The sequence below is a fragment of the Thermoactinomyces sp. CICC 10522 genome, from assembly GCF_016055075.1.
Taxonomy (GTDB): domain Bacteria; phylum Bacillota; class Bacilli; order Thermoactinomycetales; family Thermoactinomycetaceae; genus Thermoactinomyces_A; species Thermoactinomyces_A daqus.
Window position 1 is genome coordinate 1 of the sequence record NZ_JAECVY010000004.1, and the last position, 14,176, is coordinate 14,176.

Annotated in this window: 14 protein-coding genes; 9 read left to right on the forward strand and 5 right to left on the reverse strand. The window is 43.6% G+C overall.

Features of this window, described 5'->3' with window-relative positions; genetic code table 11:
- Together I8U18_RS07715 and I8U18_RS07720 are read left to right on the forward strand one after the other, a co-directional pair.
- Positions 1-365: transposase (locus I8U18_RS07715; protein ID WP_198064658.1), on the forward strand; the 365-nt coding region annotated here is incomplete at its 5' end.
- 65 nt (positions 366-430) lie between these two features.
- A complete protein-coding gene (locus I8U18_RS07720; RefSeq protein WP_198064659.1) occupies positions 431-676 on the forward strand; it encodes a hypothetical protein in 246 nt (81 codons plus the stop codon).
- Between the two features lie 275 nt (positions 677-951).
- Here I8U18_RS07720 and I8U18_RS07725 read toward each other — a convergent pair whose 3' ends face one another.
- Both I8U18_RS07725 and I8U18_RS07730 read right to left on the reverse strand, forming a co-directional pair.
- Positions 952-1,263 (reverse strand): hypothetical protein, encoded by a 312-nt coding sequence (locus I8U18_RS07725; RefSeq protein WP_198059566.1) that lies wholly within the window; start codon positions 1,261-1,263, stop codon positions 952-954.
- An 88-nt stretch (positions 1,264-1,351) separates the two neighbouring features.
- Positions 1,352-1,747, reverse strand: coding sequence for a hypothetical protein (locus I8U18_RS07730; protein ID WP_198059565.1), 396 nt, complete (start codon positions 1,745-1,747; stop codon positions 1,352-1,354).
- A 505-nt stretch (positions 1,748-2,252) separates the two neighbouring features.
- On the opposite strand from I8U18_RS07730, the gene I8U18_RS07735 reads away from it, so the two are divergent.
- The 7 genes from I8U18_RS07735 to I8U18_RS07765 all read left to right on the forward strand — a co-directional run bounded on the left by I8U18_RS07735 (position 2,253) and on the right by I8U18_RS07765 (position 11,144).
- A complete protein-coding gene (locus tag I8U18_RS07735; protein WP_198059564.1) occupies positions 2,253-2,492 on the forward strand; it encodes a hypothetical protein in 240 nt (79 codons plus the stop codon).
- A 1,265-nt stretch (positions 2,493-3,757) separates the two neighbouring features.
- Positions 3,758-4,402, forward strand: a complete 645-nt coding sequence (locus tag I8U18_RS07740; protein WP_198064660.1) for a hypothetical protein — start codon at positions 3,758-3,760, stop codon at positions 4,400-4,402.
- Between the two features lie 533 nt (positions 4,403-4,935).
- Positions 4,936-5,295, forward strand: a complete 360-nt coding sequence (locus I8U18_RS07745; RefSeq protein ID WP_198064661.1) for a ribonuclease G — start codon at positions 4,936-4,938, stop codon at positions 5,293-5,295.
- 56 nt (positions 5,296-5,351) lie between these two features.
- On the forward strand, positions 5,352-5,618 hold the full coding sequence (locus I8U18_RS07750) for an RHS repeat domain-containing protein (protein ID WP_198064662.1): 267 nt from the start codon (positions 5,352-5,354) through the stop codon (positions 5,616-5,618).
- 631 nt (positions 5,619-6,249) lie between these two features.
- On the forward strand, positions 6,250-6,900 hold the full coding sequence (locus I8U18_RS07755) for a hypothetical protein (protein ID WP_198064663.1): 651 nt from the start codon (positions 6,250-6,252) through the stop codon (positions 6,898-6,900).
- 1,075 nt (positions 6,901-7,975) lie between these two features.
- On the forward strand, positions 7,976-8,122 hold the full coding sequence (locus I8U18_RS07760; RefSeq protein ID WP_198055516.1) for a hypothetical protein: 147 nt from the start codon (positions 7,976-7,978) through the stop codon (positions 8,120-8,122).
- Between the two features lie 820 nt (positions 8,123-8,942).
- Positions 8,943-11,144 (forward strand): cell wall-binding repeat-containing protein, encoded by a 2,202-nt coding sequence (locus I8U18_RS07765; RefSeq protein WP_198064664.1) that lies wholly within the window; start codon positions 8,943-8,945, stop codon positions 11,142-11,144.
- A 52-nt stretch (positions 11,145-11,196) separates the two neighbouring features.
- Here the strand turns inward: I8U18_RS07765 and argF are convergent, their stop codons facing one another.
- The 3 genes from argF to argB are packed head-to-tail and all read right to left on the reverse strand — an operon-like array spanning position 11,197 to position 14,167.
- Positions 11,197-12,162 (reverse strand): ornithine carbamoyltransferase, encoded by a 966-nt coding sequence (gene argF / locus I8U18_RS07770; RefSeq protein ID WP_198064665.1) that lies wholly within the window; start codon positions 12,160-12,162, stop codon positions 11,197-11,199.
- 54 nt (positions 12,163-12,216) lie between these two features.
- Positions 12,217-13,398, reverse strand: a complete 1,182-nt coding sequence (locus tag I8U18_RS07775; protein WP_198064666.1) for an aspartate aminotransferase family protein — start codon at positions 13,396-13,398, stop codon at positions 12,217-12,219.
- Positions 13,367-14,167 (reverse strand): acetylglutamate kinase, encoded by an 801-nt coding sequence (gene argB, locus I8U18_RS07780; RefSeq protein WP_198064667.1) that lies wholly within the window; start codon positions 14,165-14,167, stop codon positions 13,367-13,369. Before argB ends, I8U18_RS07775 begins: the two co-directional genes overlap by 32 nt.
- Positions 14,168-14,176: the final 9 nt, after the last annotated feature.

Here is a 14,176-nt window from a genome sequence, read left to right on the forward strand (position 1 = left end):
CGGAGACGGCCCGGATTCTTGTGAATCGTGTGCTTGAGGACTTTGAAACGAAAGCTCCAAAAGCAATGAGCATTCTGGAAGCTGGTATTGAGGATGCCATGGCTGTACTATCTTTGCCAGAAAAGTACCGAAAACGACTTCGTACGACCAACAGCCTGGAAAGGCTGAACGAAGAGGTACGCCGCCGGGAACGGGTGATTCGGATCTTTCCGAATCGAGCTTCCGCGTTGCGTTTGCTGGGAGCACTACTGATGGAAGTGGACGAAAAATGGGCCAGTGGTAGAAAGTACTTGGACATGACCGAGTACTTGGAGTGGCGAAAATCCAAAGAAAAACCTCAGCCAAAAGTCACACGCATAAGTTGAACGCTGACTTTTTCTGACCGTGGAAATTTACACATAATTTTGGACTTGATCTAGGAGTTGAGGGCATGGGCTATGGGTATGACTTTTGGGACATCGCTGGTCCTTTATCATTAATAATTTTTGCAATCTCAATAGCCATCTCTATATGGGCTTTTATTAAAAAATCTATTTGGACACTGGTTATTTGTGTGCTAATTGGTTCAGTAGTAGTATATATTACTTTATGGTCAATCGGAAAATATATTGCTGTGTTTGTAATTATGCAGCTTATCGGTACACTTTATCTTTTATTCAAAGGCCAAAAAAAGTAAATCCAAACGAATTACAAAAAAGCACCCTTACCCTATTAAAGGATACGGCATTGAAAGTGAAGCTGTGGCCGCTTTAAGCTCTTACATGACCAGTCACATTAAGCGCTTTGGTGACTATATAATTAACATGGACAACGCACCCGAGCCCTCAAAACCACAACTAATCTTGCCAATGGGCATCGTGGCATAGTGAGCATGAAATAACCGGTTCCTTTTCCGTAAAACGTCAAGGTAACCGGTGTTATTGCGATTTGGAAAAAATTCTATTTCAAACTTTATATTTTACACGTATCTCCGAACTTACCCCTGGTTAACTTCGCTTGGGTTGTTGGGAATACAAACTGGTTCTGTTCAACGAATTGTTGAATCACGAGCCAACCTTTTCTGGTTGTATCCACCTCGAAATCCGGGTGGAGCTCCTCCAGAAACGATATGACCGCTTCTGCCGTCCAGCCCCATTCCTGCGCCAATGCTTCATCCAGAATCAGAAGCGGTTGATTCTGAACATGAAGCAGCAGCCACAGGAGCGCTTCCGCCTTCGTCTTCTTCTCCGATTCACGAAGGTATCGGCTGAGTCGCTCTTTCATGATGTCACCTCCAGTGAGGAGGGGTTTCCCCCTCCCGTTGATCATGGCTGAAACATGGAGACGGATAAGATCTTTTCCTCCCCTTTTTTTAAGCTAAGACTTGGCGCATTTCTTCCAAGGTGAACTGATCAAACTTCTTGCCCAGTTTTTCTTGCATCTGCTTCACCTTGTCGGCGACTTCCGGCTGTTTCTTCGCCAAGGCAATAATCTTTTTGCTCAACAAAGCGGGTTCCGCTTTCTCGATTCGCGCTTTGTAATCCATCACTTCTTGGTACGTCCAAATCCCAATCTCCTCTTTTTTCTTCTGCTCCAACTCTTTCAACTGGGAAGCGACTTGCGGATACGTTTCCGCCATTTGGCTGATGTATTCAATCGCCTCACGCTTGATCTCGGTATAGGATTTGACCTCTTCTCCGTCAATGAGCCAAGCCTTGATCTTGTTGCCGGCTTCCAGTGTGATGGTTCCGGCATAATCCGTGAACAAGCCGGGCGTATCTTCCGGATACGGGGAGATTTTTGAAAGGGATACGTTCCAAGGGTTTGATGATGAGCCGTTGAGTTTGAATAGGTATGTTTATACAGAGAACAACCCTATTTTAAATATAGATCCAAATAGCAGATTTTCATGGAGATTAGCAAAGATTGGTTTTTGGCATATATCTTTGGCAGTATGGAATTTATTTAATATAGTATGGGGTTGGCAACTTAATATTCGTAAACACTCAGTAAGATGGACCTTGGGATTTTTGGCTTCTACGCTTCTTATTTCTGCTGAAACCTTTAATGTAATTACAACTCTAGATGCCTTAACTGTTATATCTTTTGTCTATAGGTATGTCCGGATATATTCAGTCATAAAGCATCTTAACTTAGGGATTTACTATTTGCGATTAGCTCAGCGACGATAAATGTAAAAATAGAAGACCTCATTTACCTTAATGTTTTAGTGGTAAATGAGGTCTTGTTATCCAAAAAGATGAGGAATGTATATGAATAAATTTGTACTACATATTATCGGGGTTGCTCTGATTACGATTGGTCTTATAGGTGTAATTGTATTTTGGGGGTTTGGATCAAGGATCAACAAAAAATATGAAGACTCACACGACTTACCGTTATTAGTCAGTTTTTTGTTAGACGTTTTTTTTGGAGGATATAATTTTATAGGTATTGGTTTGCTATTTTTTTTATTCGGAATAGTAATGGGGGTAATTGTATATTTTGAATGATGAAAGATTTTTTCTAAATTAGAGTATCTGCGTACCATACCTACGACAGCGATGGCAACTATGAAACCAAGACCCCTGATCCGGAAGGTCGTATTATCCAACCCACCCATGATTCAGTGGGCAATTAAAATATGACGGTGAGGTGAACCAGTTGAGTATTGCTTGGGGTACCATCATCTTTCAATTCTTCGCTATGTTAGTAAGCCTCTTTCTTTGCGGGCTATTCATATGGATGATGATTGTCGTTATTAAGAAATACAAGTAACAAAATACAAGTCTGTTGATAACGCTTCTGTAATGGAAAACGGGTTTATTACTGTCGCCAAGATCAATACTTCTCGTGTTGATTAATCAAATACTGAGGTCTGGCGGATTGTAATTTCCTTTTTTTACGAAAACCTGATGACCAGTTGATTACAGAGAATGTGGCTTACCGGTAGACAGTAAACCACACCAATATAAAATTAAAGGATAATAATATGAAAAACATATGGACTACTCAACTAATTGCTGTACTGTACTGTTTGTCCGCTATTTCGAGTTTTCACATCTATGAATTGTAAGAAAATTTTTATTTATCTTGCTGCATATTTATTATTCCTGTTATTTTCTGTTTCATCTACACAATAAAAAAATGCAGGGATCGATCATTTTCTCGATCTTTTACACTATTTCTGACCCTCTTCTCTTACCCAATCTATTATTTTCTTTTTACTTATTTACTTAGCTTTTTATCTCCTGTAGATTCCGAGGACTATGGTGCAGGTCTGTTGGGACTTGCTATTTTTAGCATTACTTTCATTTTAGTTTTATTAAATACCTTGTTAGGTGTATTATTTATCAAATGCTTTAAAAAGGTTTAAATTGATCAAGTTCGAAGTTGTGTTTGCCAAAATAGGCAGGCGTTTAACCAAACATTGGACTAACTGAATAACGAAACTCGTCTCGTTTGCAAAGCATGCTTTGTCGCAAACGAGCTTGGATACCAAGGATGTAATGAAAAGCCGCTTGTTGGTTTCATAAAATTCTTCTTACGAATGGTAATTTTTGTGTATTGACTCATCACTGTTTTCGAACCCAACAATACCATCTAATTTTATGAAGGATTTAAAAGTGTCAAAAAATAAATGATTAAAGCCGGCTTGAAATTAAACCAAGATGCCGAATAAGAAATTGACAGCATCTTTGGATGGCGAAGGAAATTTCATCAAAATAGTTAACAACGACTCTAGCTCTTTGTTAACTAACAGGTGGGTAGACTTGCAATGAAAGGATTAAATACAAACACACTTTTAAAAAACTTGGTCCGGTACTCCTTTTTTGATTGGGACAATGAGGGAAATGGCACAGAGCCATTATTATTGGGAATGCCTGAAGCAATTTTAAAACAGCACCAAGTTGAAGAGTTCTATCATTCCTGGGGGATTGAAGCTGTTCATAATCCGCATGCTCATCCTTCATTTTCCGCGGAAGACTGGCTTCGATTGGAAAATGATTTCTTTGACTGGTTGAATATCGGGAAACACCTTTTGTTTCCTGACGGATCCGCGATCGTCACTCCTTCCTTACAACAGGATTGGTTTTTCAATGGATATGATCCAGATAAAAATGAGTGGATGAAATACGATTTTGAGCAATACGAAAACCTGTTGTTGAGTCATCAGATCATCCAGCAACCGCCCAGTTTAAGAGAAGATTACAGAGGAGCCGTTGTTGAAAATTTCGAGGAGTTCAAGATCACGTCAAAAATGTCAATCAGAGGAGTGCCCTTGCTGTTTTTTTCCAATAATGAAATGGTGATCACTATAACGGATTACTTAACTATCAAGATACATTTTAAAAATAATTCAATCAAAGAAAAAAAGAAATACCAACTGATTGATATTATGAATCCCCAGTTTTTACGCTAATACGTAAGATTTGGGGTCAAAAATTAAGAGGGAAAGATCTTTAAAGTCTTCAAATAAATTTGAGCACTATGAGTGCGGATGATTTATTTGAAGGTTGATTGAATAAAGCCGGTTCAATATTTATGGGCGTTGGTTATTTTATTTGGCTCATGGCTTATTTTTGCAAGTAGATTTTTTCAATGGGAACCCATTGCGATTATTTCTATTATATTGATAAAAAATTTTTACTACAGAATAAAAGAAATCAGCAGTAAATATTAAATCCTGTATTCCTTATATTAGGAACAATGGCAACGAGCCAATGTAAAACAACCTCAAATTGGTACGTAGTGATAGAAGTTTGTAATTGCTCCACTTGATACTAGCCCAATGTAAAGTTACCAAAAAGTTGGCACAGCTACAATTTCAATTACAGGTCTTGGATTTTATACAAGATATTTGCAAAGAACCTTCCAAATAAGAATATAGATTTTTAGGCACTCATAGGGAAGACTATGAGTGCTATATGTCTATTTAAATATGGAGGACTATAAATGCATATAGAATCAAGTCAAAAAACGGACAATGAATTAAAGATTGCATTGAAAAAATGGAATTGGGGCGCTTTTTTTCTTACATTTATTTGTGGGATTTTCCATCGGGTCTATTTTTCTTTATGGGTTTTCTTCCCTGTTATCGGTTGGATTATGGTTCCATTTATATTAGGAGCTAAAGGAAGTAAATGGGCATGGGAAAAAGGCAATTGGCGAGACCTGGAGGAATTCCAGGAAAAACAGGAACTGTGGCAAAAGACTGGTTTCGTTATTTTTATTATCCTTTTTATTCTATTTTTACTTCCAATGCTATGGATTATTATTGATGTTCTTTTTGCACCAAGTAAAATATGCTCATAATTAGCCACCTGTAAAAGTGTCAATAATCCTACTTCAACTACAACAAGCAAGACCAGGTGGCCCGCCGCAAAACAGCCGCCGGCAACATGACCTTCAACCGCTACAACGGCGCCGGAGACTTGATGGAACGGGACATCTTCGACAAATACGGCACCTTGCTCTACAGCTATCTTTATGCGTATGACAACAAGAGCCGGATCACCTCCGTGACCGAAACGGACAGCATCAACCCGCCGAAAACGACGTCTTACGAATATGATGCTCTCGACCAACGGATCAAAGAAACCCGATCGGACGGAACGGTGATCGAATTCTTCTTGTAAAACCGATTAAATCAGGATTCATTTAATAATAGTACACTTCTTTAAGCTGTAAAGATCCCTAAAAAATCACAAATATTGAACGGAAAAGAAAGTAGCAGAAGGGGTAAGAGTTGCCCCTCTCACTATAGACGAGATCCGAAAGGGGATTTGAGCCAGGATGTGGGGCTATATTTTTTTCTTCTTAATAGGCATATTATTTATATATATAGGATTTAAATTCGACGAAAATACAAAAATACCTAGCCTACAAGGTACTAATTTTTTTGGTGACTTAATCATTTTCATTTTGAGCCTTCTGCCATGGTATGTACACGTGCCTTATTCATATTGCTGGGAATAGGGATCTTGGCATTGGAAATCTATGTGTATGTGCAAAATAATTGATTGGTTTAAATAGCAGATCTTTGCGTTCACGAACGATGCTTACGACGTCAACGGCAACCTCGCCAACCAGACGGGCACCGTCGTCAATCCCTATACTACGCGGGTTATCGTTATGCCAAGAAACCGGTTTGTATTACTTTATTACTTGCAATCTAAATGAATCTTTTAGACCAGCAACTATTAATTCGCTGGCTCCGATTATAACAATAAAATATTTTTCTTAAATAATTTAAGGAGCAGTGAATAAATGAGTTATTATTGTGGAGGATATTTTCTAATAGAACAGCAGGCAAGGCCAAGTTATGTGAACACTGATATAGTTCCATCCACTATATTGTCTGTAAGCTCTTGCATTAGCACTACTTATCCTAATGGATTTAATTGGTTTACAAAATACAATCAAGATATGAATAAAGAAATAATTGAAATTTGCAAGAAATGGATAGGTATAAAACTGGAAAGTGATCAAATGGGTTGGCCAGACGTATTCTTTGATTTAGAAACAGCAAGAGAATTTTATCGAAAATTTTTATTTCCTTTTCCAAAATTGAGATGTATTGGAATTGGTTTAAAAGTTGAGTTTGTAAAAGATTTTCTCGATTACCATTTATCTAATGGAGAAGGAATAAGTAAGTGCCTAGCTCGAAAAAGATTTCTAAATGATAAAGAGAAATTTCTGGGTTATGAAGTCTTAGGGTATGACTCATGCGTCCTTCATTCTTTTTTATGTAATGGTCTTGAAGAAGAACTTCCCCGTTTTGGGATTATACTTAATTCAGAAGGTTTGATTTCTACATTTGAACAGGCTGTCAAGCTTTCGGAGTATTTTTCTAGTATGGATGGATTGGAAGCTGAATTGTATTTTCCATGGGTTTTAAAAAAATATGAGCTTCATTAGACTGGGAAGCATTGTTTGAGACACCGTTTCGCAATGAAATCCCGTCCCAAAGTTTGCAAAAGGGACGCATCAGTAACATCAAAGTTAAGTGTGAAAAGTGGTTCCGGACGCCATCACGACGTACCAAACCAATGACAGCAATGGCAACTACGGCAACCTCGTCGACCAGACGGGTGCAGTGGTAAACCCCTATACGTACGCGGGCTACCGCTACGATGCCGTTGAGTTTAAATAAGTATGTTTATACAGCGAACCATCCTGTAAATACAATATTGATCCAAATGGTCATTCGATGGTTGGCCGTTACCTGGCATACGCTATACGCCATGTTTCGGCAGGGATAGTAGAACTTTACATTGGTAGCGCGGCTTGAAAACAGGCTTCAATCAGTTTATGATAGCTGCCTTAAAAAACAATGGCCCGGGTACTATCGAGGATTCTTAGACTGGCAATTAAGTCGAATGATTAGACACGGCCCAAAACAGGCTGTGTCTAACTGACATTTCGAGGTAAGGTGAGCGTTGATGATGGATGGCATTTTTGTAAGCTTCCTATATTTGATAGGGATTATTGTTTTGACAGTAATCATTATTTTATATTTTGCCGGTTCTTTGAAAACCCGTTTAGGAATAATAATGGTCCTGATCTATTATGTTTGGTTTCTCTTTTATCTTTGTTTTTCGAATATCTGGATGGAGATATCGCTTTATTTTGCGAAAAAGTAATATAATTCTTTATTCGATGACCTTTTCCTATTATTTAGTGAAATTTATTTAGCGGTATTTTTTATAAAGAAATTGAAGGAGGACATTCGTACAGATTGATATGTTTGACTGTTCGCCTGCAAAGAAGTCAGAGGTTTTTGTGGAATATGGCCAATAACTGCCCTTTATACATGGAAGGGTGAAGCTAGTACATGGATCAGAATCCCAACTGAGGTAATGCATTCATGTATTTATCCAGGATAAAAACAATATTGAATTGGCTCTTTTTACCCTGTTACTTGACTTTTATATATTTTAGTATTACTGATACTACACCTCCATGGATTGACTATTTATTAGGAAGCAACTTCATGTTAGCAGCCATTAGCTATGGAATAGATTACATTATGGAGGAAAGAGTAGTAGAGAAAAAAACATTCCTTATTGTTGCGGTCATCTTTGCCGTGATTGCCATTCTAATCTTTCTTATAAAACCTATTAAATCCGGGATTATTTAATAATGATAAATAGAAAAATAAATGAGTCATTGTTATAAGTGTACTGGTACTACACCATTTCTGTTTTTCAATTAATTTTGCTTTAGTACTTCTTATCAGGTTGCGCACACTTGACCCAAAATTTTCACAACGTCTAAACACCCGGGAATACTCATAACAATTTTAATCACTACGGCCATGATCACCATCCTCCTCTGGAAATGGGCGGAAAAGAGCAAAAACCTTTTGATCAGGTTAATTATTTTAGGTCCTTTTTATATTCGAATGTTATATAGCTCTGTTGAAGATCTTGTGAAGAGCTTTTCTGGTCAAAAGTATTTTCTTTCTCTCTTTCATGCATTAGTGATTATTGTCATGTTCATTGTGTATTCATTATCGCAATTAATGAACGTTTGTTGTTTAATTTGATCCGAAAGAAAAGGAGTAAAGAAAATAGCAAAAGTAATTAAAAGTGATTTTAAAAACCATGATTTTCAATTTAGCAGGAAAACATATTTATACCAATTAGACAGTCATGGAGATGTCTCGGCCCTGACGGGTAGCACGGATGCCAATGTCTTCACGGCCGGAATTAATCTGAATAAACAGCTCTTGTATTGAAAATATATAGAAAATAAAAACAAATCAATCTTAAATAATTGTTCACAAATAGCGGTTAAAAAGACGCTGATTCTCTTTTAAGTTTTTCGAATAATATTTTGCAATGGAAAATTTCCATTTCTGCAGATAGAGGACAGTTCGGGTTTGCAACTGGTGTTATTCCAGCTCGGCTATTCCATCTATTTGTACAACATCCTTTTTTTCTCTGAGGAGGAACGCTATGGCCGGATTGAAAAACAGACGGGGCATCCTTTTGGCTTCAGGTGTAGCCGCAGCAATTGCCTTTTCCCTTCCAGTCTGTCCTTCCACTTGGGCTAATCCGCCGGTGGTCAAAGTGATGGCGAGCGATGTACGGGATCAATTGCAGAGCGATTTCAACGGGAAAAAGCAAAACATCAAGATGGAAACGGAAGGAAAGCAGGCGGTACTTACAGTTGGACAAGCTGATGACACAGCCGTCTATACTTCGCCCGTGATCAAGTCGAAGATTGTGTTTACCGATGTAGGCATCCACTGGAAAAACCGGTCGAAAAACAAGGATCTTGGCGCCCGGAATACAAAGGTGGAGGTTCGCTTCTCTGCGGACGGGCAAAAATGGTCCGACTGGCAAGTGGCCGAAGTATCGGATGATGTAGGTCCTCATCCAAATCAGGAGGAAACATTCAGCGACTTGATTTATGCCGGAAACGGACGTTACCTGCAATACCGAGTCCATCTTACCGGAAACAAAAAAGTTTTGCCACGGATCAAGGATATCAAAGTAACCTTTATTAACTCGCGCGACGGCAAAAAAATCGTATCCAAAAAGCCGTTCTGGGAAATCCTCTTCGATAAAGTCGATGCCGCAGTGAACAAGCCTGATGTCGTCTCCCGGGCAGAGTGGGGGGCTGACGAATCGCTGCGCTTTAAAGACGGAGTTGAGACCTGGCCGCGTGAATATCATCCGGTGACGCACCTGTTCGTTCACCATACGGATACGCCAAACGATGATCCTGATCCGGCGGCACGTATTCGCTCCATTTACTATTACCACACTGTCACGCGCGGTTGGGGCGATATCGGTTATAACGCCATCATCGGCAGTGATGGACGGATCTATGAAGGGCGTAAAGGAAAAGACGATGAAGTGCTGAGCAACGGCGTTGTCGGAGCAGGAACCTATGCCTTTAACTACGGAGGTTTCTCCGTTTCTTTGATGGGTAACTACCAGGACGCACCGCTTCCGAAAAACATTCGCGACTCGCTGGTGAAACTGCTTGCCTATGAAGCATCAATCAACAACATCAATCCGGTGGGCAAATCGGATTTTGTGCGGGATTATCCCTACAACGACCCCAGTGTGCCAAAAGTGGACTACAATATGCCAAACATCGCCGGCCACCGCGATTCCAAATACACACCTGGCACTGAATGTCCAGGGGACTATGTTTATAACGATCTTCCCAACATTCGCAAGGATGTGAAAGCAGCGATCGATGCCGCCAGTGTCAACCCGAACTTAAAACGGCTGTCCGGGGCAAACCGTTATGAAGTGTCGTCCAATGTCAGCCAAGAATTGTCAGCTCTCAACATTTCATCGGATACGGTGCTTTTGGCCCGCGGCGATCTTTATACCGATGCGCTTTCCGGAGGTCCGTTGGCTGCCAAAAACAAATCGCCGATCTTGCTGACCACAACCGATTCTCTGCCAACCCAGGTTCAATTGGAATTACAAAGGCGCAAACCGGGCAAGGTGATCATCCTGGGTGGAACGGGCTCCGTTTCGGCCAATGTGGAAACACAGCTCCACAATCTTGGAATCACTGATGTTGAACGGATTGCCGGTCCAAACCGCTTCGCAGTTTCCGCTTCCGTGGCTGATCAGGTGGTCGACGGCGGAACGCAAACAAAAGCGTTTATCGCCAGCGGTCTCACTTTCCCTGATGCGCTGTCGGCATCGGGAATCGCCGGGCAAAACGGCATGCCGATTTTGCAAGTATTGACCGATTCGATCCCCGACGAGACAAAAGCGTTTATTTCCGAACATCCGGAGATCAATGAATATATAATCGTCGGCGGTCCGGGAACGGTTTCGGATAATGTAAAAGCGCAATTGGAGCAAATGGGCAAACAGGTTGTGCGCATCGGCGGAGCCAACCGCTTTGAGGTGGGAGTCAACCTGGCCGACTATTTCAATGTCAAACCGTCCTCGATCGTCTTTGCCCGCGGCGATTCATTCCCTGACGCCCTGTCCGGAGGGCCACTTGCAGGACTGACCCAGTCACCGATCTTGTTGACCATGCCAAATTCATTGCCGACCCCGGTAGACAACTATCTGTCTGCTCATCAAACGGTGTTCCAAAAAGGATATATTCTCGGCGGAACGGCATCCGTTTCCACCACCGTTGAGCAAAAAATCTCCAGCTATATGGTCAACCAGTAAACGTTCATGAAAAAAGCCGGTCTCTATCTTCGAGAGCGGCTTTTTTCTTGTCCTATGCGTTTCCCAACAAGGCGATGAGCAAAGCCTTCTGGGCGTGCAAACGGTTTTCCGCCTGCCGGAAGACTATGGATGCCGGACCGTCGATCACCGCTTCCGTCACTTCCAGACCTCGATAGGCGGGGAGGCAGTGCATAAAGACTGCATCGTTTTTCGCCTGGGCCATCAGCTGTTCATTCACTTGGTAGCCGGCAAATACTTCCGCGCGCAACTCTTTTTCTTCCTCCTGCCCCATGCTGGCCCAGACGTCGGTATAAACGGCATCGGCCTCTTTGACGGCGGACGCCGGATCGGAATGGAATGAAAGGGTTCCTCCTGTAGATCGGGCGATCTCCTCGGCTTTTTGCCAAATGGCAGTGTCAGGCTCATATCCGGCCGGTGTGGAGACGGACAGGTGCATGCCTGTTAACGCGGACACCATCATGAGGGAATGAAGAACGTTGTTTCCGTCTCCAATATAGGCCAGTTTCACCCCGGAAAACTTCCCTTTTTGTTCAAACAGCGTAAAGGCATCGGCCACTGCCTGGCAGGGATGGAACCGATCCGTCAATGCATTGATCACCGGGATGGATGCGGCTTCTGCCAATTGCTCCACCATCTCGTGGGAAAACGTGCGAATGACGACGGCGTCCACATATCCGGATAAAATGCGGGCGGTATCCTCGACGGATTCCCCGCGGCCGAGCTGCAATTCATCCTGGCGCAGTTGCAATGTGAATCCGCCCAAGCCGTGAACGGCCACTTCAAAGGAGACGCGGGTGCGGGTCGACGGTTTGTCAAAGATCATCGCGATTCCTTTCCCCTTCAGCGGCGCCTGTTCCAGCCATGCTTCCTTGTTTTTCTTCACATTCTGCGTAAGCTTCAGCAGTTCGTAAACCTCGTCCGGAGACCAGTCCAGCAGACTGAGAAAATCCTGCCCCTTCAGCCGTGCCAATGGGTCTTTTTTCAAAGCAAATGACATATCTGTTTCCTCCTCGTTCCGTTGGCTTCTCACACTCTCTTCCGGTGATCTTGCTTATCGACCGCTGCCTGCGGGCTCAAACCTCTCCAGGCAGGTTTGTTTTATAAGATGAACCGCTCTTCTGATCTGATCCTCCGTAACGATCAGCGGGGGCAACAGGCGCAGCACCTTCTCTCCGGCGGGAAGTGTGACCAACCCCTTTCCGAGAAGCGCTGTGATGATCGGGGCCACCGGCTGGTCAAACTCCACCCCGGCCATCAATCCTTTCACCCGCACGGAAACCATCCCCGGCAACCCCGACAGTTCATCGGTCAAAAGCCGGGCAAAGAGTTCACCCTTGGCTTTTGTCTCTTCCAGGATCGGGGTCTCCTCCAGCTCAGCCAGCACGGCAGCGGCCACCGCAGTCGCCAGAGGGTTGCCTCCAAATGTGGTACCGTGTGTTCCCGGGCCCAGCACCGGTTTCAATTCTTCCCTAGCGATCATCGCTCCGATCGGGAAGCCGTTGCCCAATCCCTTGGCAGCCGTGATCACGTCAGGTTTCAGACCGTACGTCTGAAAAGCAAATGCCGCTCCCGTTCTGCCGATTCCGGTCTGTACCTCATCCACCATCAGCAAGATCTCTTTCTCCTTGCACCACGCGGACAGCCCCTCGATAAAATCGGGATCAGCCGGGCGCACTCCACCTTCTCCCTGAACCAGTTCCAGCAGAACGGCAGCGGTCGTCGCTCCTGTCGCCTGCTTCACCGCCTCCAGATCGCCGAAGGGAACAGTGCGAAATCCGCGCGGGAGCGGGGAAAACCCATGTTTCACCTTGTCCTGGCCGGTCGCCGTCAAGGTGGCAAGGGTACGGCCATGAAAAGACCCCTGGAAAGTGATAATCTCCGGTTCACTGATCACTTTGGCTTCTTGCGCCCATTTCCGGGCTAGTTTGATTGCCGCTTCGTTTGCTTCCGCTCCGCTGTTGCAGAAAAAAACCGCTCCCAGACCGGTCAGGCGGGTCAGACGCTGCGCTGCTTTTTCCTGTGCCGGCACTTGAAACAGATTGGAAGTGTGCCAAACTGCTTCGGCCTGGTCGAGCAAGGCCTGCTTGATCCGCGGATGATTATGCCCGAGATTGGTAACCCCGATTCCGGAAGCGAAATCGAGATACGTTTTTCCCTGATCATCTTCCAAAACCGCCCCGTTTCCTTTTAAAAAACGGACATTATGGCGTACGTATGTGGGAAAGAGCGACATGTTCGTCCACCCCCTCTTTCAAAATTCGCGTTCCCGAAACGGGGTCAAATATGCCGGCTTTTTTGCCGCTGACAATCCTCACTTCCCTGACACTCCCCTCCAGAGAGCGAACGGCCGAGCGCACTTTGGGGATCATGCCCCCCGTAATCGCACCTTGGGCAATATAAGTTTCGATCATCGCCGGATTCATATGGGAAAGCAAAGTGTCTTCGATGTAGACGCCATCCACATCGCTGACCATGACCAGTTGTTCCGCCCCAAGCGCCCGGGCGATTGCCCCTGCCGCCTCATCCGCATTCACATTCAAAACCTTTCCTTGCCCGTCGATTCCGAGAGAGGCGATGACCGGCAACCATCCTTGCTGCAAAATCGTTTGCAGCCGTTCCGCATGGACAGCGGTCACCTTACCAACATACCCCAGCTTCGGATCTTCCGGTTCAACCTGTAACAGGTTTAAATCGACTCCGCTCAATCCCAGCACCGCCACTCCCTCACGGGCAAATCGCGAAACCAGTTCCTTGTTCACCTGTCCGGCCAGGGCCATTTCAGCAATGGTCAGCGTTTCACCATCCGTAACGCGGCGTCCGTCAACAAAGGCGGGTTTTTTGCCGATTCGCTCCATCCATCGGGAAATAAACGGGCCCCCTCCATGAACGATCACGAGCGAGAGCCCCTCTGTTTTCTGCATTCGGGCACAGCCGGCAAAAAATCCGGGATCGAGATTTTCCAGAACACTTCCGCCAACCTTGACGACGATCACTTTTCCCATTGATACTCT

Excerpts from the sequence above, each read along its gene's own strand:
- I8U18_RS07720 (WP_198064659.1), top strand. The coding sequence starts at position 431 with ATGGGCTATGGGTATGACTTTTGGGACATCGCTGGTCCTTTATCATTA.
- I8U18_RS07725 (WP_198059566.1), bottom strand. The coding sequence starts at position 1,263 with ATGAAAGAGCGACTCAGCCGATACCTTCGTGAATCGGAGAAGAAGACG.
- I8U18_RS07735 (WP_198059564.1), top strand. The coding sequence starts at position 2,253 with ATGAATAAATTTGTACTACATATTATCGGGGTTGCTCTGATTACGATT.
- I8U18_RS07740 (WP_198064660.1), top strand. The coding sequence starts at position 3,758 with ATGAAAGGATTAAATACAAACACACTTTTAAAAAACTTGGTCCGGTAC.
- I8U18_RS07745 (WP_198064661.1), top strand. The coding sequence starts at position 4,936 with ATGCATATAGAATCAAGTCAAAAAACGGACAATGAATTAAAGATTGCA.
- I8U18_RS07755 (WP_198064663.1), top strand. The coding sequence starts at position 6,250 with ATGAGTTATTATTGTGGAGGATATTTTCTAATAGAACAGCAGGCAAGG.
- I8U18_RS07760 (WP_198055516.1), top strand. The coding sequence starts at position 7,976 with ATGTTAGCAGCCATTAGCTATGGAATAGATTACATTATGGAGGAAAGA.
- I8U18_RS07765 (WP_198064664.1), top strand. The coding sequence starts at position 8,943 with ATGGCCGGATTGAAAAACAGACGGGGCATCCTTTTGGCTTCAGGTGTA.
- argF (WP_198064665.1), bottom strand. The coding sequence starts at position 12,162 with ATGTCATTTGCTTTGAAAAAAGACCCATTGGCACGGCTGAAGGGGCAG.
- I8U18_RS07775 (WP_198064666.1), bottom strand. The coding sequence starts at position 13,398 with ATGTCGCTCTTTCCCACATACGTACGCCATAATGTCCGTTTTTTAAAA.
- argB (WP_198064667.1), bottom strand. The coding sequence starts at position 14,167 with ATGGGAAAAGTGATCGTCGTCAAGGTTGGCGGAAGTGTTCTGGAAAAT.